Source organism: Roseovarius sp. A-2, from assembly GCF_002072155.1.
Lineage (GTDB): Bacteria > Pseudomonadota > Alphaproteobacteria > Rhodobacterales > Rhodobacteraceae > Roseovarius.
The window spans coordinates 21,278-45,449 of record NZ_BDIY01000004.1 but is presented as its reverse complement, the minus strand read 5'-3'; the positions used below and the strand labels follow the sequence as shown (position 1 = coordinate 45,449).

The window sequence follows — 24,172 nt, the reverse complement described above, 5'->3', positions numbered from 1 at the left end:
GTGAGGACGCTAAAAAAGCACAATGAATTCAAGGGAAAAATCCGCAACCCAAACCGCAAGGTTGATATGTCCGCGCGTTTCGCCGACGCTTGGCATGTGGTGGCCCAAATAGCGCGAGAGCCAAAATGACACTTCTGGACATTGAGAACCTGACAATCAAGCTGCGCAAGCACGGGGTCGAGGCGACGCTGGTCGAGAGCCTGTCCTACGAGGTCGAGGCCGGCGAGACGCTGGCCATCGTCGGAGAATCAGGATCGGGCAAATCGCTGTCATCGCTGGCGGTGATGGGGCTTCTGGCCGAGGATCTGCACATCACCTCCGGCAGCATCCGGTTCGACGGGGTGGACCTGCTCGAATTACCCTCCGAAGAAATGCGCAAGCGGCGCGGGCGAGACATCTCGATGGTGTTTCAGGAGCCGATGACCTCGCTCAACCCGGTGCGTACAATTGGCAGCCAGATCACCGAAAGCATAGAGGAAAACATGGGCCTGTCGGGCGCTGAGGCGCGGGCACGTGCCGTCGCGCTCTTGCAGGAGGTCGGGGTGTCGGATGCCGAGCAGCGGATGCGGCAATATCCGCATCACTTTTCGGGCGGAATGCGCCAGCGGGTGATGATCGCCATCGCGCTCGCCGCCGAACCGAAGCTTATAATCGCCGATGAGCCAACCACGGCGCTCGACGTGACGATCCAGGCCCAGATCCTCGATCTCATGGCGCGGATCTGCCGCGATCACGGCACCGCGCTGATCCTGATCACCCACAACCTTGGCGTCGTCGCGCGCTATGCCCGGCGGGTCAATGTGATGTATGGTGGGCGGATCGTCGAGAGCGGTCTTGCCCGGGCGCTGTATTACGCGCCGCGCCATCCCTATACGCAGGGGCTGTTGCGCTCGGTGCCGAGGCTCGACCGGCCGCGCTCTGAGCCGCTGGAGCCGATTGCCGGCAACCCCGTCGATCCCTTCGCGCGCATCACCGGATGCCGCTTTCATCCGCGCTGCCCGCATGCGCAGGCGGTCTGCACAACGACCGTCCCGGCATTCGACGGGCAGGTGGCCTGCCATTTCCCGCTCTCCGATGAGACGAGGGAGGCGTCATGACTGCGGATGCCTTTCTCAGAATTGAAGGTCTCTGCGTGCATTTTCCGGTGCGCAAGGGCCTGCTGCAACGCCAGGTCGCCAGCGTCAGGGCGGTGGACAACGTCACGCTCTCGCTCAGGCGCGGCGAGGCATTCGGCCTGGTGGGCGAATCCGGCTGCGGCAAGACGACCCTCGCGCGCACCGTGCTGCGTCTGGTCGATGCGACCGACGGTGCAGTCTGGTTCGATGGCGAGAACATCACCGCGTTGAAAGGCGCGGCGCTGGCCCCTTATCGTACGCGGGTCTCGGCGGTGTTTCAGGATCCGTTTTCCTCGCTCAATCCGCGAATGAAGGCGGGCGCGATCATCGCCGAGGTGCTGAAGGTGCATCGTTTCGCCGGAGACATCACCGCAAGGGTCCGCGAATTGCTGGCGCTTTGCGGCCTCTCCGAGAGGTTTGCCGATCTGTTCCCGCATCAGATGTCGGGCGGGCAGCGGCAACGTGTCGGTATTGCCCGGGCGCTGGCCACCGATCCGGATTTGATCGTCTGCGACGAGGCGGTCTCGGCGCTTGACGTGTCGATTCAGGCGCAAATCGTCAACCTGCTGGAAGAACTGCGGCTGCGCCATGGGCTGACCTATCTTTTCATCGGGCACGACCTGTCGGTCGTGCGCCATCTGTGCGACCGCGTGGCGGTGATGTATCTCGGCCGGGTGATGGAGACCGCGAGTTCCGAAGAGCTGTTCTCGGAGCCGCAGCACCCCTACACGCAAGCGCTGATCGCTGCCATTCCGAACCCCGATCCGGTCTCGGAAGAGGCCCGCGACACCGCGCTGCTGAAAGGCGAGGTGCCAAGCCCGCTCGACCCGCCTTCGGGCTGCGTGTTTCACCCGCGCTGCCCGCTTGCGATGGATATCTGCGCGCGCATCGCGCCTGAACTCGAGCCGGTCAGATCGGGGCACGCCGTCGCCTGTCATGCCGTCACCACCCAACCACAACCAGAAACTACCACAACAGGAGAGAGAGATGACCGATAAAGATCTCATCAAACGCGCCGAAGCGGAACTGCGCGAGGCTCATGATTACGATCCCCGTGACCCGCTCTTTGGTCTCACGCGCGACGAGTTGCGCGGCGACCGGCTTAGCCGTCGCGCCACGCTGCGCCTGCTTGCCGCCGGTGGCGCGCTCGGGCTTGCGCAGGTGCTGCCCGGTCTGCGACCGCAGTCTGCGATGGCGCAGGGCAAGATGGGCGGCGAGCTGAAATGCGCCTGGGCCGGTGTCGGCGAGATCGTCACCCTCGATCCCGCGCAGATCGGCCAGGTGCTGCAATTCCAGATCACGTCGAACATCTATAGCGGCCTGATGCATATCGACAACAACCTGGTGGCGCAGGGCGATCTTGCCGAAAGCTGGGAGATCAGCGAGGACGGGCTCGAATATACGTTCAAGCTGCGCGAGGGCGTGACATTTCACAATGGCGATCCGTTCGACGCGGAGGATGTGCTGTTCACCTTCAACCGCTCGCGCGATCCCGAGCAATCGGTGCACAGCCGGGTCATCGCCAATGTGGCCGAGTTGGAAAAACTCAACGACTACGAGGTGCGGTTCACGCTCAAGCAGCCGCAGGCCTCGTTCCTCACGAAATCGCTGGAACGTGCCTCGGGACGGGCGATGACCATCGTTTCGCGCGGCGGGCTGGAGAGCCTCGGCACGGCGCAATATGGCCTCACGCCGATCGGCACCGGGCCGTACAAGGTGGTGGAGCACCAGCTGGGCCAGGGGGTCGTGCTCGAGAAATTCGCCGAGTATTACGACCCCGACCGGCCCAAGCTCGACCGGATCACGATCACCCCGGTGGATGGTGTGGAGCCGCTGGCCGCCGCGCTGGAGGCAGGCGACATCCATTACGTTGGCGGCAACCCGTTCCCGACCCAGCTGATCGAGCGGATGCAGGCCAATCCCGATCTGGTTGTCGATATCAAGCCGGGGCCGGGCTTTCAGTCGATCTGGATCAACCCCTGGCACGAGGCGATGCGGGTCACCGATTTCGACAAGCCGCTGGAGGAGCTGAAGAAGGAAAAGGGCTTCATGGTGCGTCTGGCCATCGCCAAGGCGCTCGATCGCGAGCTGTTCATCAAGCAGGGCCTGTTTGGTTACGGCGTCGCGGCGCATGGCACGATCAACCCGGCGATGGGCTTTTTCTTCGACGAGACGCTGGCCGACAGTTCCGAGCAGGCGTTCGACCCCGAGGGGGCCAAGGCGCTCATGGCCGAGGCGGGCTATCCCGGCGGCGCGGGCTTTCCCGAGCTCACTTTGCAGACCACGCCCAACACCAAGCGCGCGGGGCAGGTTGTCGCCAATATCCTGCGGCAGGTGCTGGGCATTACCGTGACCGTCGATCCCAAGGATTTCTCGATCGGTATCGAGGAATTCAACAAGATGGAGATCGACCTGCGTCTCGGCGGCTCGGGCGGGGATTACGACCCCGATGATGGCCTCGTGGACTGGATGCAGACCACGTCAAAGTTCAACGGGCCGGACCGCGACAAGGCGGCGAAATCCTTTGGCTTCTTCAGCGAGGCCGAGGCCGACCGGCTGATCGACGCGCAATCCGTGGCGGTCGATCCCAACGCGCGGCGCGAATTGGTGCGTCAGGCCAATGCGATCAGTTCCGACAAGGTGGCCTGCGCGTTCCTCTATCATCCGGTCGATGTGCTGGTGCACAACGCCTCGGTCGAGGTGCCGGAAGAGGCGCGCATTCCGGGTCTGCATGAACTCGACCGCATTTCGCTCAAGTAAACACGGAAAGGCGGGCGGGCCCCTCGCGGCCTGCCCGGTATTGCCATGGGGTCCTATATTCTCCGACGGCTGGTCGGTTCCGCGCTGGTGATGCTGGCCGTGGCCGCGCTGGTGTTCTTCATGATACGGCTGGTGCCTGGTGACCCGGTCGCCGCCATGCTGGCCGATGCCGGCAGCGAGGAGGCGCGTGAGGCGCTGACCCGCAAGCTGGGGCTCGATCAGCCGCTTGTGGTGCAGTTCTGGAAATGGTTCACTGGCCTCTTGCAGGGTGATCTGGGCGTGTCGATCTTCGGCAACAACCAGCCGGTCTCGACCATCCTTCTGGAGGCGCTGCCGCGTACGATGTCGCTGGCCTTCCTGTCCTTCGTGATCGCGCTGGTGATCGCCATTCCTGCGGGCATCCTGTCGGCCACGCGCCGCAACACCGCCACCGATGCGACGGTGTCGCTGTTCGCCTTTCTGGGGCTGTCGATGCCGGATTTCTGGCTGGCGATCCTGCTGATCATCGTCTTTGCCGCCAATCTGCAATGGTTGCCCGCGATCGGATACGTGCCGCTCTCCGAAGGGCTTTGGCCCTGGTTAAGCCACCTGATCCTGCCCTCAATTGCCATCGGCACCGGCTTTTCGGCGATCATCGCGCGGATGATCCGTTCATCCATGCTCGAGGTGCTGCGCGCCGATTACATGCGCACGGCGGCCTCCAAGGGGTTGCCGATGCGGGTGCAGATGCTGCGCCACGCCTTTCCCAATGCGCTCATTCCGGTGGTGACGGTGATCGGAATCGCCTTTGCGCTGCTGATCTCGGGGGCCGTGGTGGTCGAGAACGTGTTCGCGATCAAAGGGCTGGGGCGGGTTCTGATCCAGGGCATCCAGAACCGCGATTACCCGGTCGTGCAAGGCGCCGTTTTGGTGGTGTCTGCGTTCTTCGTGCTCTCCAACCTCGTGGTCGATCTGCTTTATGCGGTGATCGACCCCCGCATACGGTATTCCTGATGACCGACCTTCCCGCCAAGGACCTCTCCGAACCCGATATCCGACCGGCCCCATCACGGTTGCGCGCAAGTTTTGCGCGGGACCGCAAGGCGCAGGTCGGGCTGGTCATCCTGCTGGCCTTCCTGCTCGTGGCGCTGCTGGCCCCGCTGATCGCGCCCTTCGATCCCAACGCGATGACGCTCGACATGATGAGCAGCCCGTCGCTGACGCATCCGCTCGGCACTGACGATCTGGGGCGTGACCTGCTCTCGAGGATCATCTGGGGGACGCAGATCTCGCTTTTCGTCGGCGTCTCCACAGTGGCGCTAGCGCTGATCCTCGGCGTCACGCTGGGGGTTGTGGCGGGCTATTACGGCGGCTGGGCCGACATGATCATTATGCGTTATATCGACCTGCAATGGGCGTTTCCGAATTTCATCATCGCGATCTATCTGGTCGCAGTGTTCGGCACCGGCCTGTTGAATGTCATCGTCGCCATCGCGCTGGCCTTTCTCGACGACTTCGCGCGGGTTGCGCGCTCCATGGTGCTGACGCTCAAGGAAGAGCAATTCGTCGATGCCGCACGTGTGCAGGGCTTTTCCGATCTGCGGATCATGTTTCGCCATATCCTGCCGAACGCGCTGGCACCGATCATCGTTCAGGCCACGGTCAGCGTGTCCTATGCCATCCTGGGCGAGGCCTCGCTGTCGTTTCTTGGCCTTGGTGTGCGGCCCGACACGCCGACATGGGGTCTGATCCTCGCCGATGGCCGGAGTTTTATCAGTCAGGCCTGGTGGCTCGGGGTGTTTCCGGGGTTGGCGATCATGCTGGTGGTGCTGGCGATCAATTTCGTCGGCGACGCGCTGCGCGATGCGCTTGACGTGCGCGAGACGGGGCCATGACGCGGCCCTTGGCGCGACCTGCCCACCAGGCATGGGTGACCGATCTCTCGGATCGACGACGGCACCGCCCCCGATAATTGCGCCATGGCCGCTTGACGGCCTTGGTGAAAAACAATAACAGGCACGCATCTTAGGGGTATAGCTCAGCTGGTAGAGCGACGGTCTCCAAAACCGTAGGTCGCGGGTTCGAACCCTGCTGCCCCTGCCATCCTTCCAATCGGTGTCGTGTTTGCCTGTCTGGGCCGCTAAAGCGGCTCGTCGCGAATCGGACATGCGCCCGAAGTCAGGAGGGCACTCCCTGAGGTTGAGTTGCGTGATGGCGCATTCTTAGAATGCGGGTAAAATGTAGCTCAAATATGGTGAAAATCGGACATGCCTTGTTCCAGCCATCGGTTTGCCATGGTTTCGCCACATTTGCGCCCGATCTAGACCATCAATCGACAAGTGCTTCCAGAGCATGGGGCCGTCGATCCGCGTGGGGGCGTGGAAAAAAGAGTATTGCTATCATGGAACACGATTTGCCTCGGGCCGGGGCTCCGGTCCCGTATCCGCCACATCCAGATACCGAATATGAAGGTCATGCACCTGCGGATGCCGTATCGACCGAGATCGCGGTGCGCAACGCGATCACGACAATCAGTGAAATCATGGCTGAGGACCGCCGCCGTCGCGGCTCCGAAGCCCTGCCCGAACTCGCGCCGCCGGTGGCGATGGAGGCCGTGGCACCTCGCAGAGGTCGAAAGCGCCGCCAGCCCGCCGCCGGGCCGCGGAAGGGCACCGGGTTGCGCGCACGGATTCTGGCATTTCGGCCCAAGCCGCAGCACCTTGGCTGGGCTCTGGCTTTCGCCGCCGTGCTGCTCTGGCCGAGAGTTGTTCTGATCGCAGTCTTCGCGATTTTCTGCCTCACGCTGATCGGCTGTGCCTTGTTCGGTGTGGAGCGTTTGACCGGCCTGCGGGACCGTCTGCGCGGCATGCAGGGCGGCTGGCGTCGGCGGCAAGAGCAGGCGCCGGATCCCTTTGCCGACCATCCCGATCCGTTCGAGCGTATCGCCAAGGAATTGCACTGACGCCCGCGCCGCGCGCGGGCATCGGCCCTTGAATTCACCGACAAGCCCGCGTATGTCGCGCGCAGCAGCGAAATCATGGAAGACAGCGCAGATGGCACGCACGAACCCGCTTCAGTTCATTCAGCAGGTCCGATCGGAAGTGGCCAAGGTCGTCTGGCCGACCCGCCGCGAGGTGATGCTGACCACGGTGATGGTCTTCATCATGGCCACGATCACTGCGATTTTCTTCGCACTGGTCGATCTCGGGATCCGCAGCGGGTTGCAGGGGGTGCTCGGGCTGTTTGGCTGAGGTGGTCATTATTTCATCGTCGGGCCTTGAATTCGTGAACGATCAAAGGTAGTTGACGCAACACTTCTGGACATGGCGCGCGGCGATTCGGGTTGCGCGCCGCTTTTCGTTGCAGGGCGTGCGGGTGCAACCGCTTGGAAGAATACGGAAATCCGGCTTGGTGCCGGTAGGAACAAAGGCGTAGGTCAACGATGGCAAAGCGGTGGTACTCGGTCAGTGTTCTCTCGAATTTCGAGAAGAAGATCGCCGAGCAGATCAGACAATCCGTCACCGACAACGGTCTCGAGGACGAGATTGATGAGGTGCTGGTTCCCACCGAAGAGGTGATCGAAATCCGCCGTGGCAAGAAAGTGACTGCTGAGCGTCGCTTCATGCCCGGCTATGTGCTTGTGCATATGGAGATGTCGGATCGCGGCTATCACCTGATCAACTCGATCAACCGCGTTACCGGGTTTCTGGGCCCGCAGGGCCGCCCGATGCCGATGCGCGACGCCGAGGTGCAGTCGATTCTCGGCCGGGTGCAAGAGGGCGAGGAAAGCCCGCGCACGCTCATCCACTTTGAGATCGGCGAGAAGGTCAAGGTCAACGAGGGGCCGTTCGAGGATTTCGATGGCATGGTTGAGCATGTCGACGAGGACAACCAGCGCCTCAAGGTGTCCGTGTCGATCTTTGGCCGGGAAACTCCGGTCGAACTGGAATTCACACAGGTCACCAAACAGGCCTGATGATGTGAGCCGTGGGAGGCGAGATGGCCGCGGCCATCGGACCGGACCACACAACAAGAGAGCCGGAGGGGCGCGCCCCGACGGTGTTGGAAGTGAAGGAGAGGCCACATGGCCAAGAAACTCGTAGGGACGCTCAAGCTGCAGGTGAAAGCCGGGCAAGCCAATCCCAGCCCGCCCGTCGGCCCCGCATTGGGTCAGCGCGGCATCAATATCATGGAATTCTGCAAGGCATTCAACGCCAAGACCGCAGACATGGAGCCCGGTGCGCCGTGCCCAACCGTGATTTCCTACTATCAGGACAAATCCTTTGACATGGCAATCAAGACGCCGCCCGCGTCTTATTACCTCAAGAAGGCTGCCAAGCTGCAATCGGGTGGCAAGACCCCGGGCCGCGCCACCGCAGGCACCGTCAGCACCAAGCAGGTGCGCGAGATCGCCGAAGCGAAGTGGAAAGACCTGAACGCGAACGACGTCGAAGCTGCGATGAAAATCATCCTCGGCTCCGCGCGCTCCATGGGCATCGAGGTGAAGTAAGATGGCAAAGCTTGGAAAACGGACCCGTGCCCTGCGTGAAGCTTTGGTTGGCAAAGACAATCTGACCGTCGAGGACGCGGTCGCCCTGATCAAGGGCAACGCTACTGCGAAATTCGACGAGACCGTTGAAATCTCGATGAACCTCGGGGTTGATCCGCGTCACGCAGACCAGATGGTTCGTGGCGTCGTCGGCCTGCCCAATGGCACTGGCAAGACCGTGCGCGTCGCTGTCTTCGCCCGTGGCGCCAAGGCCGAAGAGGCCGAAGCCGCAGGTGCCGATATCGTCGGTGCCGAGGATCTGATGGAAACCGTGCAGGGCGGCAAGATCGAGTTCGATCGCTGCATCGCCACGCCCGACATGATGCCCGTCGTGGGCCGTCTGGGCAAGGTGCTCGGGCCCCGCAACCTGATGCCGAACCCCAAGGTTGGCACCGTCACAATGGACGTGGCGCAGGCGGTCAAGGATGCCAAGGGCGGCCAGGTGCAGTTCAAGGCTGAGAAAGCCGGTGTTGTGCATGCCGGTGTTGGCAAGGCGTCGTTCGATGCCGAAAAGCTGGCCGAGAATGTCCGCGCCTTCGTCTCTGCCGTGCAGAAGGCGAAGCCCGCAGGCGCAAAAGGCACCTATGTCAAGAAGATCAACCTGACCTCGACTATGGGTGCAGGCGTGTCGATCGACATCAACAGCGCGGCTGTTGAATAAGAATTTGCGCCCGGGATCGTGATCCCGGGAGCGAATGGCAGGGCCGCAACCTGGCCCTGTCCTGTCCGAGACGGAGGGTTCGTCGCAATCGCGGTGAATAATTCCTTCCTGAGATGGGGAACGAGATGAGATTTCCAGCCTGGGCGTATGCCCTCGGGTGATCTTGGCCTCGGGACCCTGACATTGGACCCGAACGCTGCCCTGCATGGGGTGGCACAACTGAGCCGGGGGGAGACCCCCAAATTTGGAGTGAAACTGTGGATAGAGCCCAGAAAGAGAAAGTGGTCGAGGAACTCGGCCAGATCTTCGAAAGCTCTGGCGTCGTAGTGGTTGCCCACTACACGGGTCTTACAGTTGCCGAAATGCAGGATCTGCGTGCCCGCGCCCGTGAGGCAGAGGCATCGGTTCGTGTTGCAAAGAACAGGCTCGCCAAGATCGCCCTTGAGGGCAAGCCGTGCGCAAGCATTGCAGACTACCTCTCGGGTATGACCGTACTCACCTTCTCCGAAGACCCCGTGGCAGCAGCCAAGGTCGCGGAGGGCTTTGCCAAGGACAACAAGAAGTTTGAAATCCTTGGTGGGGCAATGGGCGAGACGGCACTGGACCGTGCCGGTGTTGAAGCTACGTCGAAACTGCCGTCGCGCGATGAACTCATCGCGACGATTGCAGGCATGATCGGCGCACCTGCTTCGAACATCGCGGGGGCCATTGGCGCACCTGCTTCGAACATCGCGAGCATCCTTTCGACCATCGAAGAGAAGGCCGAAGCCGCGTAAGGCATACTGTAACATTCGCGTAGGGTTTACGTCCCGACGTTGGAACACATCTAGAGAACGGAAAGAGCTGAAAAATGGCTGATCTGAAAAAACTGGCTGAAGAGATCGTTGGTCTGACGCTTCTCGAAGCACAAGAACTGAAAACCATCCTCAAGGACGAGTACGGCATCGAGCCCGCAGCCGGTGGCGCGGTCATGATGGCGGGTCCTGCTGGCGACGCCGGCGATGCTGCTGAAGAGCAGACCGAATTCGACGTGATCCTGAAATCCGCAGGCGCATCGAAGATCAACGTGATCAAGGAAGTTCGCGCGATCACCGGTCTGGGCCTGAAAGAAGCCAAGGACCTCGTCGAGGCCGGTGGCAAGGCCGTCAAGGAGCAGGTCTCCAAGGACGAAGCCGAAGAGATCAAGGGCAAGCTGGAAGCAGCTGGCGCCGAAGTCGAACTCAAGTAATTTGCGCCGGGTCGCCCCGGAGTGAATTTGAAGGCTGGGCCCGGATTTCCGGGCCCGGCCAAACCTGTCTCAGAGAGGCCCTGCGCGGTTCGGGGCTTTTCTAAGGCGAGGTTTACAGGATCGGGAGGCCGTCATTGGGACGATGGCCGGGAATTGATCGAACCAAGCCCTCTCGGATGGCCGCGGCGCTGAGCCCCGACAGCGCGCGCGACCGGTGAGAAATGAAAGGTGACATCGACCATGGCTCAATCCTACCTTGGCCAGAAACGTTTGCGCAAATATTACGGCAAGATCCGCGAAGTGCTGGAGATGCCGAACCTCATCGAGGTTCAGAAATCCTCGTATGACCTGTTCCTGAAATCCGGTGATCAGCCCCAGCCGCTCGATGGCGAGGGGATCAAGGGCGTGTTCCAGTCGGTTTTTCCGATCAAGGATTTCAACGAGACCAGCGTGCTGGAATTCGTCAGCTACGATCTGGAAAAGCCGAAATATGACGTTGAGGAATGCATGCAGCGCGACATGACGTATGCTGCGCCGCTGAAGGTCAAGCTGCGGCTGATCGTGTTCGATGTCGATGAGGATACCGGCGCAAAATCCGTGAAGGACATCAAGGAGCAGGACGTGTTCATGGGCGACATGCCGCTCATGACGCATAACGGCACCTTTATCGTCAACGGCACCGAGCGCGTGGTCGTGTCCCAGATGCACCGCTCTCCGGGCGTGTTCTTCGACCATGACAAGGGCAAGACCCACTCCTCGGGCAAGCTGCTCTTCACCTGCCGGATCATTCCCTATCGCGGTTCCTGGCTGGATTTCGAGTTTGACGCCAAGGACATCGTGTTCGCCCGCATCGACCGCCGCCGCAAGCTGCCGGTGACGACGCTGCTTTATGCGCTCGGTCTCGACCAGGAAGGCATCATGAATGCCTATTATGACACCGTCGATTTCAAGCTGAAGAAGAAAAAGGGCTGGGTCACCAAGTTCTTTCCAGAGCGGGTGCGCGGCACCCGCCCGACCTATGACCTGATCGACGCCAAGACCGGCGAAGTGATCTTTGAGGCGGGCAAGAAAGTTACCCCCCGCGCGGTCAAGCAACTGATCGACGAGGGCAAGGTAACCGAGCTTCTGGTGCCGTTCGAGCATATCGTCGGCAAGTTCGTGGCGTGTGATATCATCGACGAGGAAACCGGTGCGATCCATGTCGAGGCGGGCGATGAGCTGACGCTGGAATACGACAAGGCCGGTGAGATCACCGGCGGCAGCCTGCAGGAACTGCTCGATGCCGGGATCACCGACATTCCGGTGCTGGATATCGACGGCATCAATGTCGGCCCCTATATCCGCAACACCATGGCGGCGGACAAGAACATGAACCGCGAGACCGCGCTCATGGATATCTACCGCGTCATGCGCCCCGGCGAGCCGCCCACCGAAGAGGCCTCGGCGGCGCTCTTCGAGACCCTGTTCTTCGACGCGGAGCGCTACGATCTCTCGGCCGTCGGCCGGGTCAAGATGAACATGCGCCTCAACCTCGAAAAGCCCGATACGCAGCGTACGCTTGATCGCGAGGATATCGTTGCCTGCGTCAAGGCGCTGGTGGAACTGCGCGACGGCAGGGGCGATATCGACGACATCGATCACCTGGGCAACCGCCGGGTGCGCTCGGTCGGTGAGCTGATGGAGAACCAGTATCGCGTCGGTCTGCTGCGGATGGAGCGCGCGATCAAGGAGCGGATGAGCAGTGTCGAGATTGACACGGTGATGCCGCAGGATCTGATCAACGCCAAGCCTGCCGCTGCCGCTGTGCGTGAATTCTTTGGCTCCTCGCAGCTCAGCCAGTTCATGGACCAGACCAACCCGCTCTCGGAAGTGACGCACAAGCGCCGCCTCTCGGCGCTCGGGCCGGGCGGCCTGACGCGTGAGCGAGCGGGCTTTGAGGTGCGCGACGTGCACCCCACCCACTATGGCCGGATGTGCCCGATCGAGACGCCGGAAGGCCCGAATATCGGTCTGATCAACTCGCTCGCCACCTTTGCGCGGGTGAACAAGTACGGCTTTATCGAAACCCCCTATCGCAAGGTCGTGGACGGCCAGGTGACGGATGACGTGCAATACATGTCCGCCACCGAGGAAATGCGCCACACCGTGGCGCAGGCCAACGCCAATCTCGATGGCGCGGGCCGCTTCGTCAACGATCTGGTCTCGACCCGCCAGTCCGGCGAATACATGCTGGCTCCGCGCGAGCATGTGGACTTGATCGACGTCAGCCCGAAACAGCTTGTCTCGGTCGCGGCCTCGCTCATTCCGTTCCTGGAAAACGACGACGCCAACCGCGCCCTGATGGGCTCGAACATGCAGCGTCAGGCTGTGCCGACGCTACGCGCCGAGGCACCGCTGGTGGGGACCGGGATCGAGGGCGTCGTGGCCCGCGACTCGGGCGCCGCCATCATGGCCAAACGCGCCGGGGTAATCGACCAGGTCGATGCGCAGCGGATCGTGATCCGCGCCACCGCCGATCTGGAGATCGGCGACCCGGGCGTGGATATCTACCGCATGCGCAAGTTCCAGCGCTCGAACCAGAACAGCTGTATAAACCAGCAGCCGTTGGTCAAGGTGGGCGATACCGTTCAGAAGGGCGAGGTCATCGCCGATGGCCCCTGCACCGACATGGGCGAACTGGCGCTTGGCAAGAACGTGATCACCGCCTTCATGCCGTGGAACGGCTACAACTATGAGGACTCCATCCTGATCTCCGAGCGGATCGTGAGCGATGATGTCTTTACCTCGATCCACATCGAGGAATTCGAGGTTGCGGCCCGAGATACCAAGCTGGGGCCGGAAGAGATCACCCGCGACATTCCCAACGTGGGCGAGGAGGCTCTGCGCAACCTCGACGAGGCGGGAATCGTCTATATCGGTGCCGATGTAGAGCCGGGCGATATCCTGGTGGGCAAGATCACTCCCAAGGGCGAAAGCCCGATGACGCCGGAGGAAAAACTTCTCCGCGCGATCTTTGGCGAAAAGGCGAGCGATGTGCGCGACACATCGCTACGCGTCAAGCCGGGTGATTTCGGCACGGTGGTCGAGGTCCGCGTGTTCAACCGCCACGGTGTGGAAAAGGACGAGCGCGCGCTCCAGATCGAGCGCGAAGAGGTCGAGCGTCTGGCACGTGACCGCGACGACGAATTGGCTATTCTCGACCGCAATATCTACGCGCGTCTGAAAGCGCTGATCCTCGGCAAGGTCGCGGTCAAGGGTCCCAAGGGCGTCAAGGCCAACTCTGACATCACCGAGGAGTTGCTGAGCACCCTGACCAAGGGTCAGTGGTGGCAGCTGGCCCTCAAGGACGAGGCCGACGCCAAGATCGTCGAGGCGCTGCACGAGCAATACGAGGCGCAGAAGCGCACGCTCGATGCACGTTTCGAGGACAAGGTCGAGAAGGTCCGCCGCGGTGACGACCTTCCGCCGGGTGTGATGAAGATGGTCAAGGTCTTCATCGCGGTGAAGCGCAAGCTTCAGCCGGGCGACAAAATGGCCGGACGGCACGGCAACAAGGGCGTGATCTCCAAGGTCATCCCGATCGAGGACATGCCGTTCCTTGCGGACGGCACCCCGGTTGATCTGTGCCTCAACCCTCTGGGTGTGCCGTCGCGCATGAACGTGGGTCAGATCCTCGAGACCCATATGGGCTGGGCTGCGCGCGGTCTGGGTCTCAAGATCGACGAGGCGCTCAAGGAGTATCGTCGCTCCGGCGATCTGACGCCGGTGCGCGAGGCGATGCGCATCGCCTATGGCGACGATGTCTACGAAGAGGGCATCGAAGGCATGGACGAGCAGACGCTGATCGAGTCGGCAGGCACCGTGACGCGCGGCGTACCGATCGCCACCCCGGTCTTTGACGGCGCGAAAGAGGGCGACGTAAACGACGCCCTGGCGCGGGCGGGTTTTGACCAGAGCGGCCAGTCGGTGCTCTTTGACGGGCGCACGGGCGAGCAGTTTGCACGTCCGGTGACCGTGGGCATCAAGTATCTGCTCAAGCTGCACCACCTGGTGGACGACAAGATCCACGCGCGCTCAACCGGGCCTTACAGCCTCGTTACGCAGCAGCCGCTCGGCGGCAAGGCTCAGTTCGGTGGCCAGCGCTTTGGTGAGATGGAGGTCTGGGCGCTCGAAGCCTATGGTGCCGCCTACACCCTGCAGGAGATGCTGACCGTCAAGTCGGATGACGTGGCCGGCCGGACCAAGGTCTATGAGAGCATCGTCAAGGGCGAGGACAATTTCGAAGCCGGCGTGCCGGAATCGTTCAACGTGCTCGTCAAGGAAGTGCGCGGCCTCGGCCTCAACATGGAACTCCTGGATGCGGAGGAAGATGAGTAAGGGCAGAAATTTCGCGGAAAATTCTACCCCCCGGATTTTTCGGCGAAAAATCCGGGCCCCTCTCTCCCCCTCTGCCAGCCTTCAAGGATCGTAAAATGAACCAGGAACTCACAAACAACCCGTTCAACCCCGTGGCCCCCGCCAAGGTGTTCGACGAAATCAAGGTCTCTCTGGCCAGCCCCGAACGGATCCTCTCGTGGTCCTATGGCGAAATCAAGAAGCCCGAGACAATCAACTACCGCACGTTCAAGCCCGAGCGTGACGGCCTTTTCTGTGCGCGTATCTTTGGCCCGATCAAGGATTACGAATGCCTGTGCGGCAAATACAAGCGCATGAAATATCGCGGCGTCGTCTGCGAGAAATGCGGCGTTGAAGTCACGCTGCAAAAGGTCCGGCGCGAGCGCATGGGCCATATCGAACTGGCCGCCCCCTGCGCGCATATCTGGTTCCTGAAATCGCTGCCAAGCCGCATTGGCCTGATGCTCGACATGACGCTGCGTGATTTGGAGCGGGTGCTCTATTTCGAGAATTACGTGGTGATCGAGCCCGGTCTGACAGACCTGACCTATGGCCAGATGCTGACCGAAGAAGAGTTCATGGATGCGCAGGATGCGTATGGCATGGACGCCTTTACCGCCAATATCGGTGCCGAGGCGATTCGCGAGATGCTGGCCAATATCGACCTCGAGAACGAGGCCGACACGCTGCGCGCCGATCTCAAGGAAGCCACGGGCGAATTGAAGCCCAAGAAGATCATCAAGCGCCTCAAGGTCGTTGAATCCTTCCTCGAATCCGGCAACCGCCCGGAATGGATGGTGATGACGGTGCTGCCGGTCATCCCGCCCGAACTGCGCCCGCTGGTGCCGCTGGACGGTGGCCGCTTCGCCACCTCTGACCTGAACGACCTGTATCGCCGGGTGATCAACCGCAACAACCGTCTCAAGCGGCTGATCGAGCTGCGCGCGCCCGATATCATCGTGCGCAACGAAAAGCGGATGTTGCAGGAATCGGTCGATGCGCTGTTCGACAACGGCCGTCGCGGCCGGGTCATCACCGGTGCCAACAAGCGCCCGCTCAAGTCACTCTCGGACATGCTCAAGGGCAAGCAGGGCCGCTTCCGCCAGAACCTTCTGGGCAAGCGGGTCGATTTCTCGGGCCGCTCGGTCATCGTGACCGGCCCCGAACTCAAGCTGCATCAATGCGGGTTGCCCAAGAAGATGGCGCTGGAACTGTTCAAGCCGTTCATCTACTCGCGGCTCGAAGCCAAGGGGCTGTCGAGCACCGTGAAACAGGCCAAGAAACTGGTCGAGAAAGAGCGCCCCGAGGTGTGGGACATCCTCGACGAGGTGATCCGCGAACACCCCGTCATGCTCAACCGCGCGCCGACGCTGCACCGCCTGGGCATTCAGGCCTTCGAGCCCACGCTGATCGAAGGCAAGGCGATCCAGCTTCACCCGCTGGTCTGTGCCGCCTTCAACGCCGATTTCGACGGCGACCAGATGGCTGTGCACGTGCCGCTCTCGCTCGAGGCGCAACTCGAGGCGCGGGTGCTGATGATGTCGACCAACAACGTTCTCAGCCCTGCCAACGGCGCACCGATCATCGTGCCGTCTCAGGACATGATTCTTGGCCTCTATTATGTGACGCTGATGCGCGAAGGCATGAAGGGCGAGGGCATGGTCTTTTCCTCGCTTGACGAGGTGCAGCACGCGCTCGACGCGGGCGAGGTGAATTTGCATGCCAAGGTCACAGTCCGCGTGCCGCAGATCGACGAGCATGGCGACGAGGTCATGGTGCGGACGGAAACCACGCCGGGCCGCGCCCGGCTTGGCGCGCTCCTGCCGCAGAACGCCAAGGCCCCGTTCAGCCTGGTGAACCGTCTTCTGCGCAAGAAAGAGGTTCAGCAGGTGATCGACACTGTCTACCGCTATTGCGGTCAGAAGGAATCGGTCATCTTCTGCGACCAGATCATGACCATGGGCTTCCGCGAGGCGTTCAAGGCCGGGATTTCCTTCGGCAAGGACGACATGGTGATCCCCGACGGCAAATGGACCATCGTCGAGGAGACCCGCTCCAACGTCAAAGGCTTCGAGCAGCAATACATGGACGGCCTGATCACCCAGGGTGAAAAATACAACAAGGTCGTCGATGCCTGGTCGAGATGCAACGACGAGGTCACCGAGGCGATGATGGGCTCGATCTCTGCCGAGCGCCGAGACGCGAACGGGGCCGTGATGGAGCCCAACAGCGTCTACATGATGGCCCACTCCGGGGCGCGTGGCTCGGTCACGCAGATGAAACAGCTGGGCGGCATGCGTGGCCTGATGGCCAAGCCGAACGGCGACATCATCGAAACCCCGATCATCTCGAATTTCAAGGAAGGCCTGACCGTTCTTGAATACTTCAACTCGACCCACGGTGCCCGTAAGGGCCTGTCGGACACCGCCCTGAAGACCGCCAACTCGGGTTACCTCACGCGGCGCCTGGTGGACGTGGCGCAGGACTGCATCGTGCGCGAGCACGATTGCGGCACCGAGCGCGCGGTCACCGTAGAGGCGGCGGTGAATGACGGCGAGATCGTGGCCTCGCTGGCCGAGCGCTGCCTTGGCCGTGTCGTGGCGGAGGATATCGTTGATCCGCTGAGCGACCGGGTGATCGCCGCCAAGGGAGAACTCATCGACGAGCGCATGGCCGATTCGCTGGAAGAGGCCGCGGTGCAGACCGTGCGCCTACGCTCGCCGCTGACCTGCGAGGCCGAGGACGGGGTCTGCGCCATGTGCTATGGCCGTGACCTCGCGCGCGGCACGATGGTCAATATCGGCGAGGCTGTCGGCATCATCGCCGCGCAGTCGATCGGCGAGCCGGGCACGCAGCTGACGATGCGGACCTTCCACATCGGCGGCGTGGCCCAGGGTGGTCAGCAATCCTTCCTTGAGGCAAGCCAGGAGGGGGTGATCGAATACGAACAGCCCCAGACGCTGGAAAATGCCAGTGGCGAAACCCTCGTGATGGGCCGGAACATGAAAGTCCGGATCATCGGCGACAAGGGGGTCGAACTGGCCAGCCACAAGGTGGGTTACGGCACCAAGCTTTTCGTCAAGGAAGGCGATAAGGTGGAGCGCGGTCAGAAGCTCTTTGAGTGGGACCCCTACACCCTGCCGATCCTGGCCGAGAAATCGGGTACGGCGAAATTCGTCGATCTCACCTCGGGCGTGTCGGTTCGCGATGTGACCGACGAGGCCACCGGCATGACCCAGAAGATCGTGACCGACTGGCGTGCCGCGCCGCGCGGCAACGAGCTCAAGCCCGAAGTCTTCATCGTCGGTGAGGATGGCGAGCCGATGCGCAATGACGCGGGCAACCCGGTGACCTATCCGATGTCCGTCGATGCGATCCTGTCGGTTGAGGAAGGCCAGAAGGTGCAGGCCGGCGACGTGGTCGCGCGTATTCCGCGCGAGGGCGGTAAGACCAAGGACATCACCGGCGGTCTGCCGCGTGTGGCCGAGCTTTTCGAGGCGCGCCGCCCCAAGGATCACGCGATCATCGCCGAGCTCGATGGGTATGTGCGCTTTGGCCGCGACTACAAGAACAAGCGTCGCATAACCATCGAACCCGCCGACGATACTCTGGAGCCCGTGGAGTACATGGTGCCCAAGGGCAAGCACATCCCGGTGCAGGAGGGCGACTATGTCCAGAAGGGCGACTACATCATGGATGGCAATCCCGCGCCACATGACATTCTCGCCATCATGGGGGTCGAGGCGCTGGCCAATTACATGATCGACGAGGTGCAGGAGGTCTATCGTCTGCAGGGCGTGAAGATCAACGACAAGCATATCGAGGTGATTGTGCGCCAGATGCTCCAGAAATGGGAGATCCAGGACAGCGGCGACACCACCCTGCTCAAGGGCGAGCATGTCGACAAGGTCGAGTTTGACGAGGCTTGCGAAAAGGCGGTTGCCAAAGGCGGGCGTCCGGCACAGGGCGAGCCGATCCTGCTGGGCATCACCAAGGCGTCGCTGCAGACCCGCAGCTTCATCTCGGCGGCCTCCTTCCAGGAAACCACCCGTGTGCTGACCGAGGCTTCGGTTCAGGGCAAGCGTGACAAGCTGGTTGGTCTCAAGGAGAATGTCATTGTCGGTCGCTTGATCCCGGCGGGCACGGGTCGTGCCACGCAGGAAATGCGCCGCATCGCCCAATCGCGTGACAACATCGTCATCGAGGCGCGACAGGAAGAGGCCGCCGCGGCGGCAGCATTGGCTGCGCCGGTGATCGACGACGACGTGGTTGGCGGCGACGAGTTCGATAATTTCGTTGAAACGCCGGAGAGCCGCGACGAGTGATCGTCTCAAGACGGAAAACCAAGAAAAAGCCCGGCCATATGGTCGGGCTTTTTTCGTGTCAGGCGTTCAAGCGGAATGCCGTGTTCTGAAATCACGCATGCCCTGACGTCGAAGCACGAAGGTGGAGCGCTGTTCACGCCGACTGCTTTGGTGGTGTGCCGCCTTCATTGAATGAACGCGGACCGAAATCTTTTCAAGATTTCGGGGGTTCGCCCGTCTGTTTCGCACATAGCTCATCGAGCGGGATGTGGCAGCGAATTACATGCCCGTCGCCTGTCTCGCGCGCCGGCGGTGCATCGGTGTCGCAGATCGTGCCGCATTTCACCGGGCAACGCCGCTGGAACGGGCAGCCGCGCGCGGGGGGGGACAGTTCCAAGACATCCTCGGCCATCAGGCGCGGCGCATGGTCGGGGTCGGGCGTCAGCACCGCATTGAGCAGCACCGCCGTGTAGGGATGCGATGGTGCGCCATAGACCGCCGCCGCCGGGCCGAACTCGCAGATCCGCCCTTGGTAGAGCACCGCCACCCGGTCCGACAGCGCGCGCACCACCGTCAGGTCATGGCTGACAAACACGAAGGCGGTCTTGTGTGCGGCCTTCAGATCGTTGAGCAGGTCAAGTACGGCGGCCTGCACCGAGACATCGAGCGCTGATGTGATCTCGTCGCAAAGTACGATCTCGGGTCCGGCGGCAAAGGCGCGCGCCACCGCCACGCGTTGTTTCTCGCCACCCGAGAGCTGACCGGGACGACGCTCGAGATACGGCGCGCCGAGGCGCACGGTGTCGAGCAGTGCCACCGCGCGGTCGCGCAGCGCCTTATCCCTGAGCCCGAAATAGAGCCGCAGCGGTTGCGCGAGGATCTCGCCGACCGATTGCCGCGGATTGAGGCTGTCATCGGGGTTTTGAAAGATCATCTGGATGCGGCGCAGTTGATCGGGGCGACGGGTCTCGACAGCGGCGGGCAGGGCGGTGCCGTCGCCAAGTGTGATCTGGCCCGATGCGGGCGGCAGCAGACCGGCAATCGCCTTGAGAATGGTCGATTTTCCGCTGCCCGATTCGCCGACAAGGCCGATCGTCTCGCCCTGCCGCAGATGCAGGTCGATGCCGTCCACCGTGGCGGGCGGGCGTGGCGCGCCGCGCAACCGGTCAAACAGCCCGGGCCGATCATAGCGAATCGATACCTCCGCCAGATCGAGCGCGCAGGGGCTGCCCTCGGCGCAGCCATGGGGCGCGTTGCCCGCCTGATCGCCGGTGATTTCATCCACCCGATCGGGGTAGAGACACCGGGTCATCTGATCCGCGCCCCCTTCGATCATCGGTGGAGTGGCGGCGCGGCAGTCCTGGGTGGCCAGCGCGCAGCGCGGAGCGAAGGCACAGCCTTCGCGCGGCCCGTTCGGCCCGGGCGGGCGGCCATCGAGGGCGCGCGGCAAGGTTTGCTCGCCCAGGCGCGGGATCGAGGCCAGAAGCCCGCGTGCATAGGGGTGCGCCGGTTCGCGCAACACCGCGCGGGTCGGCCCCTCCAGCACGGTCTCGCCGGCATAGAGCACCTGCACCCGGTCGCAGACCCGCGCGATGACGCCCAGATCGTGGCTGACATAGACCATCGCCATGTTGCGTACCCGTGCCAGTTCGCGCAGCAATTCGAGGATGTGGGCCTGTGTGGTGACATCGAGCCCGGTGGTGGGCTCGTCGAGTAGCAGGGCATCGGGTTCGCCCGCGAGCGCCATGGCAATCGCCACCCGCTGTTGCTGCCCGCCCGACAGCTCATGCGGGTAGCGGCGCAGGATCGCCTCGGGGTCGGGCAGGCGCACCTGCGCCAGCAGATCGCGCGCGCGGGTCGCATGCTCGCCCTCGGACATGGCGCAATGCAGGTGCAGGGCTTCGCGGATCTGCGTGCCGATCCGCATCGTCGGGGTCAGCGCCTGACCGGAATTCTGCGGGATCAGCCCCAACTGGCCACCTCTGATCCGTGCCAGGTCCGCCGGGCTGCGCCCGAACATCTCGGCCCCGTCATAGATCACATCGCCCGATATCTTTTGCAGCCCATGCTTGAGATAGCCCATGGCCGCCAGCGCCAGCGTGCTCTTGCCCGATCCGCTCTCGCCGACGATGCCGATGCTCTCGCCCCGGCAGACCGTCAGATCGACCTCGTGCAGCACCGGCAGGATCGCGCCCGCGCGCCCGCGAAACCCCACGCAAAGCTTGCGGATGTCGATCAGGGGCGGGGTGCCTGCCATCTCAGATCACCGCCTTGCGGCTGCGATCGAGGCCAAGCGTCTTGGCCAGCGCATCGGCGCTGAGATTGATCCCGATGATCAGGGTCGAGAGGGCGATGACCGGCGCGATCACCCCCAGAGGGGCCAGCGACATGTAGACCCGCGCATCCGAGATCATCAGCCCCCAGTCGGGTTTCGGCGGCGAGACGCCGAAGCCGAGGAAGGACAGCGCCGAGAAACCAAGGAGCATCCACGACCACCGCATCGCGCCTTCGACCAGTAATGTATCTGTCACGTTGGGCAACAACTCGCGCCGAACGATATCGAGCGGGTGGTGCCCGCGTGCCCGCGCCGCCGAGACGAAATCTCGCGCCACCACCTCATGCGCGGCCGCGCGCGCCACGCGGATCACCGGGATGCCGAAGAAAAACGCAAGCGTCGGCATCAACACCTCGCCGCCGCTGCCGAAGACGGTGATCAGCACCAGGAGCGGCAGGATGCCCGGCAGGGCGAGGAACGCATCGACCAGGCGCATTGCCACCTCGTCACGCCAGCCGCCCTTGAGGCCGAGGTACACCCCCAGAAGCCCGCCCCAGATCAGGGCGACAGGTGTCGCCGTGCCGGTAACCAGCAGCGCCTCGCGCCCGCCCAGCATCATCCGTGTCAGGACATCGCGCCCCAGATGGTCAGTGCCGAGCCAATGCGCAGGCGACGGCCCCGCCAGTGTGATTGTCGCATCCATCGCCTTGTAGTCGTAAGGTACAATCCAAGGGCTCAGAACTGCCATCAGAAGATGCAGCCCCACCAGCGTCAGCCCGATCGCGCCCGAGGGCCGCGCTATCATGGCGCGCAGCACCTCGACGCTGCGCGGACCGCGTGGGGCAGGGGGGGCGGTGCTCATGTGCGCCTTGCCTGATGGCTGCGCAGGCGCGGGTTGAGCGCGAGGCTGAGGATATCGGCCACAAGGTTGACCCCAACATAGGTGATCGCCACGATCATCGTGATCGCCTGCACCACCGGCAGATCGCGGTCGGAAATGGCATCGACCAGCAGCCGCCCGAGGCCGGGATAGTTGAACACCACCTCTACCACCACCACCCCGCCCAGAAGCCACGCGACTGTGAGTGCGATTACGTTGATCGCGGGCAGCAAGGCATTGGGCAGCGCGTGCCGAAACACGATACGCCAATGCGGCACGCCCTTGAGCGTGGCCATCTGAACGTAATCGCCCGCCATCACCTCGATCATCGAGGCGCGCACCATGCGCATGATATGAGCGATCATCAACATGGTCAGAACGGTCGAGGCAAGGATGAACTCCGGGAAGAACTCGAGCGGCGGTGCATCGGCCGGGGTCAGCACGATGGCGGGTACCCATCCAAGCCAGATGGCGAAGATCAGGATCAGGATCGTGGCGGCGACGAATTCCGGGATCGTCATGGCCAGGATCGCGCCGGTGGAAAACAGCAGATCCGGCCAGCGGTCACGACAGAGCCCCGCTACCACGCCGAGAAGGATCGAGAGCGGAATACCAACGCCTAGCGCCCCCGCCGCCAGCAGCAGTGAGTTGCGCAGCCGGTAGCCCACCAGTTCCGCGATCCGCTCCTGCCCGTTGGCGGAAACGCCGAGATCGCCGGTCAGAAGGCCCGCCGACCACTCCATGTATCGGGCAAAGGCCGGTGTGGTCAGCCCCATGATCTCGCGGCACTTTTCCAGCGCTTCGCCATGGGCATCGCGCTCTAGAATGGCGGTGCAGGCATCCCCCGGCAGCGCCTCGACCCCCAGAAAGATGATCACGGACACAAGCCAGACCGTGACCAGCCCAAGGGCCAGACGCCTGATGATCAAGGCCAGCATGTTATCCGTTTCTCCCCAGAAACCCAAAATGTGACAGGTCGAGACTAGACCAGCCCGCGCGCCTGCGTCGAGAGTTTAGTGGGGGCGGCTCGAACACGCTTTCTTCGGATTATGTTATGTTCCCCATCTATCTTGAGAATGAGTTGCAATCTTCCTGACTATTCTGCGAGTCACTCTCATATCCAATCGCAGTTTCAGCCGATGGAGGAACCGAATGGCGATCCATCGCTGTCATGTTCTGAGCCTTGCCGCCGGGGCCGCACTCTGGGCCGGGGGGGGGGCGCAGGCGCAGGCGGGCAAGCTGTCGGTCGTGGCGACCACCGGCATGATCGCCGATGCCGCCCGCGTCGTGGGCAAGGCGATGCCGCAAGAGGACCGCATCGGCCACGAGTATTACGAGGGCCGATTCGATCCGCATGTCTGGATGGTGCCCGATCTTTGGTTGCCGGTGGTGAACCGGGCGGCGCGGGCGCTGAGCGATCTGCGCCCCGAAGACAGCGCCCTGTTCGAGGCCAACGCGCAGGCCTACAAGGATGAGATCACGGCGCTCGGGTCTTATGCCGCGGGCGGTCTGGCCTCGGTGTCAGACCCTGCTCGCGTTCTGGTCACCGCGCATGACGCGTTCGGCTAGTTCGGGCGCGCCTATGGTTACGAGGTTGAGGGCATTCAGGGCATTTCCACCGAGAGCCAGACCGGTCTGGCGCGTATTCGCGACCTTGGTGACCTACTGGTGGCACAAGATATCAAGGCGGTGTTCGTCGAAAGCACCGTGTCGGATCGCAACGTGCCTGCGTTGATCGCGGGGACGAGACGCCAGCAAGGGGCCGTCTGGACCGTCTGGCGGCGGAGAGTTGAGCATGGCCCTGGAACTTGTCGGGAGCGTCCTGCAAAATATGGCTGGGCCGCGCTTTGGGACCGCGAGATCTTGCGCGCTCTACCGTCGGAATTGCCGCGCATGGCGGCGGTGATTCTGGGGGTGGTGATCTTCACCGCCGTGTCGTGGCGAGCGCTGGTTATCTCCACCTTCGACGAGGGCTTCGCGCGCAGTATGGGCTTGCCGGTGCAGGCGCACTGATCGGGCCATGCCG

The 24,172-nt window shown here is 62.7% G+C and carries 17 protein-coding genes, 1 tRNA gene and 1 pseudogene; 16 read left to right on the top strand and 3 right to left on the bottom strand.

The window, feature by feature from the left end:
- Positions 1 to 125 precede the first annotated feature (125 nt).
- The 15 genes from BHD06_RS23670 (at position 126) to rpoC (ending at position 19,012) form a co-directional block, all read left to right on the top strand.
- Positions 126 to 1,097 (top strand): ABC transporter ATP-binding protein, encoded by a 972-nt coding sequence (locus BHD06_RS23670; RefSeq protein WP_176214307.1) that lies wholly within the window; start codon positions 126 to 128, stop codon positions 1,095 to 1,097.
- Positions 1,094 to 2,113: an ABC transporter ATP-binding protein gene (locus BHD06_RS23665; RefSeq protein ID WP_176214306.1), complete on the top strand. Its 1,020-nt coding sequence runs from the start codon at positions 1,094 to 1,096 to the stop codon at positions 2,111 to 2,113. Before BHD06_RS23670 ends, BHD06_RS23665 begins: the two co-directional genes overlap by 4 nt.
- Complete coding sequence (locus BHD06_RS07430; protein WP_176214305.1) at positions 2,103 to 3,875, top strand: ABC transporter substrate-binding protein; 1,773 nt, start codon at positions 2,103 to 2,105, stop codon at positions 3,873 to 3,875. Before BHD06_RS23665 ends, BHD06_RS07430 begins: the two co-directional genes overlap by 11 nt.
- Before the next feature lie 45 nt (positions 3,876 to 3,920).
- A complete protein-coding gene (locus BHD06_RS07425; RefSeq protein ID WP_080456367.1) occupies positions 3,921 to 4,868 on the top strand; it encodes an ABC transporter permease in 948 nt (315 codons plus the stop codon).
- Positions 4,868 to 5,749 (top strand): ABC transporter permease, encoded by an 882-nt coding sequence (locus BHD06_RS07420; RefSeq protein WP_080456366.1) that lies wholly within the window; start codon positions 4,868 to 4,870, stop codon positions 5,747 to 5,749. Before BHD06_RS07425 ends, BHD06_RS07420 begins: the two co-directional genes overlap by 1 nt.
- Positions 5,750 to 5,881: 132 nt before the next feature.
- A tRNA-Trp gene (locus BHD06_RS07415) sits at positions 5,882 to 5,957 on the top strand.
- Positions 5,958 to 6,255: 298 nt separating this feature from the next.
- Positions 6,256 to 6,816 (top strand): hypothetical protein, encoded by a 561-nt coding sequence (locus tag BHD06_RS07410; protein WP_080456365.1) that lies wholly within the window; start codon positions 6,256 to 6,258, stop codon positions 6,814 to 6,816.
- A 91-nt stretch (positions 6,817 to 6,907) separates the two neighbouring features.
- Entirely contained in the window at positions 6,908 to 7,105 is a 198-nt protein-coding gene (gene secE, locus BHD06_RS07405; protein ID WP_080456364.1) for a preprotein translocase subunit SecE, read from the top strand.
- Between the two features lie 191 nt (positions 7,106 to 7,296).
- Positions 7,297 to 7,830 (top strand): transcription termination/antitermination protein NusG, encoded by a 534-nt coding sequence (gene nusG / locus BHD06_RS07400; RefSeq protein WP_080456363.1) that lies wholly within the window; start codon positions 7,297 to 7,299, stop codon positions 7,828 to 7,830.
- Positions 7,831 to 7,938: 108 nt separating this feature from the next.
- The gene (gene rplK / locus BHD06_RS07395; protein WP_080456362.1) at positions 7,939 to 8,364 is read left to right on the top strand and encodes a 50S ribosomal protein L11; all 426 of its coding nucleotides are present in this window, start codon (positions 7,939 to 7,941) and stop codon (positions 8,362 to 8,364) included.
- A gap of 1 nt (position 8,365) precedes the next feature.
- Positions 8,366 to 9,064, top strand: a complete 699-nt coding sequence (rplA, locus tag BHD06_RS07390; RefSeq protein WP_080456361.1) for a 50S ribosomal protein L1 — start codon at positions 8,366 to 8,368, stop codon at positions 9,062 to 9,064.
- 257 nt (positions 9,065 to 9,321) lie between these two features.
- Positions 9,322 to 9,840 (top strand): 50S ribosomal protein L10, encoded by a 519-nt coding sequence (gene rplJ / locus BHD06_RS07385; protein ID WP_080456360.1) that lies wholly within the window; start codon positions 9,322 to 9,324, stop codon positions 9,838 to 9,840.
- A gap of 74 nt (positions 9,841 to 9,914) precedes the next feature.
- The gene (gene rplL, locus BHD06_RS07380; protein ID WP_080456359.1) at positions 9,915 to 10,292 is read left to right on the top strand and encodes a 50S ribosomal protein L7/L12; all 378 of its coding nucleotides are present in this window, start codon (positions 9,915 to 9,917) and stop codon (positions 10,290 to 10,292) included.
- A gap of 240 nt (positions 10,293 to 10,532) precedes the next feature.
- Positions 10,533 to 14,669: a DNA-directed RNA polymerase subunit beta gene (rpoB, locus tag BHD06_RS07375; protein ID WP_080456358.1), complete on the top strand. Its 4,137-nt coding sequence runs from the start codon at positions 10,533 to 10,535 to the stop codon at positions 14,667 to 14,669.
- Positions 14,670 to 14,764: 95 nt separating this feature from the next.
- Positions 14,765 to 19,012 (top strand): DNA-directed RNA polymerase subunit beta', encoded by a 4,248-nt coding sequence (gene rpoC / locus BHD06_RS07370; RefSeq protein ID WP_080456357.1) that lies wholly within the window; start codon positions 14,765 to 14,767, stop codon positions 19,010 to 19,012.
- A 193-nt stretch (positions 19,013 to 19,205) separates the two neighbouring features.
- Here the strand turns inward: rpoC and BHD06_RS07365 are convergent, their stop codons facing one another.
- From BHD06_RS07365 to BHD06_RS07355, 3 genes are read right to left on the bottom strand one after another with little or no spacing between them, the layout of a single operon-like run.
- The gene (locus BHD06_RS07365; protein WP_080456356.1) at positions 19,206 to 21,248 is read right to left on the bottom strand and encodes an ABC transporter ATP-binding protein; all 2,043 of its coding nucleotides are present in this window, start codon (positions 21,246 to 21,248) and stop codon (positions 19,206 to 19,208) included.
- A gap of 1 nt (position 21,249) precedes the next feature.
- Positions 21,250 to 22,128 carry an ABC transporter permease gene (locus BHD06_RS07360; protein WP_080456355.1) on the bottom strand — a complete coding sequence of 293 codons (879 nt, stop codon included), beginning with the start codon at positions 22,126 to 22,128 and terminating at the stop codon, positions 21,250 to 21,252.
- Entirely contained in the window at positions 22,125 to 23,084 is a 960-nt protein-coding gene (locus tag BHD06_RS07355) for an ABC transporter permease (protein ID WP_080456354.1), read from the bottom strand. Before BHD06_RS07355 ends, BHD06_RS07360 begins: the two co-directional genes overlap by 4 nt.
- A gap of 214 nt (positions 23,085 to 23,298) precedes the next feature.
- Here BHD06_RS07355 and BHD06_RS07350 point away from each other — a divergent pair.
- A pseudogene (locus BHD06_RS07350) lies at positions 23,299 to 24,159 on the top strand (metal ABC transporter solute-binding protein, Zn/Mn family).
- Positions 24,160 to 24,172 lie beyond the last annotated feature (13 nt).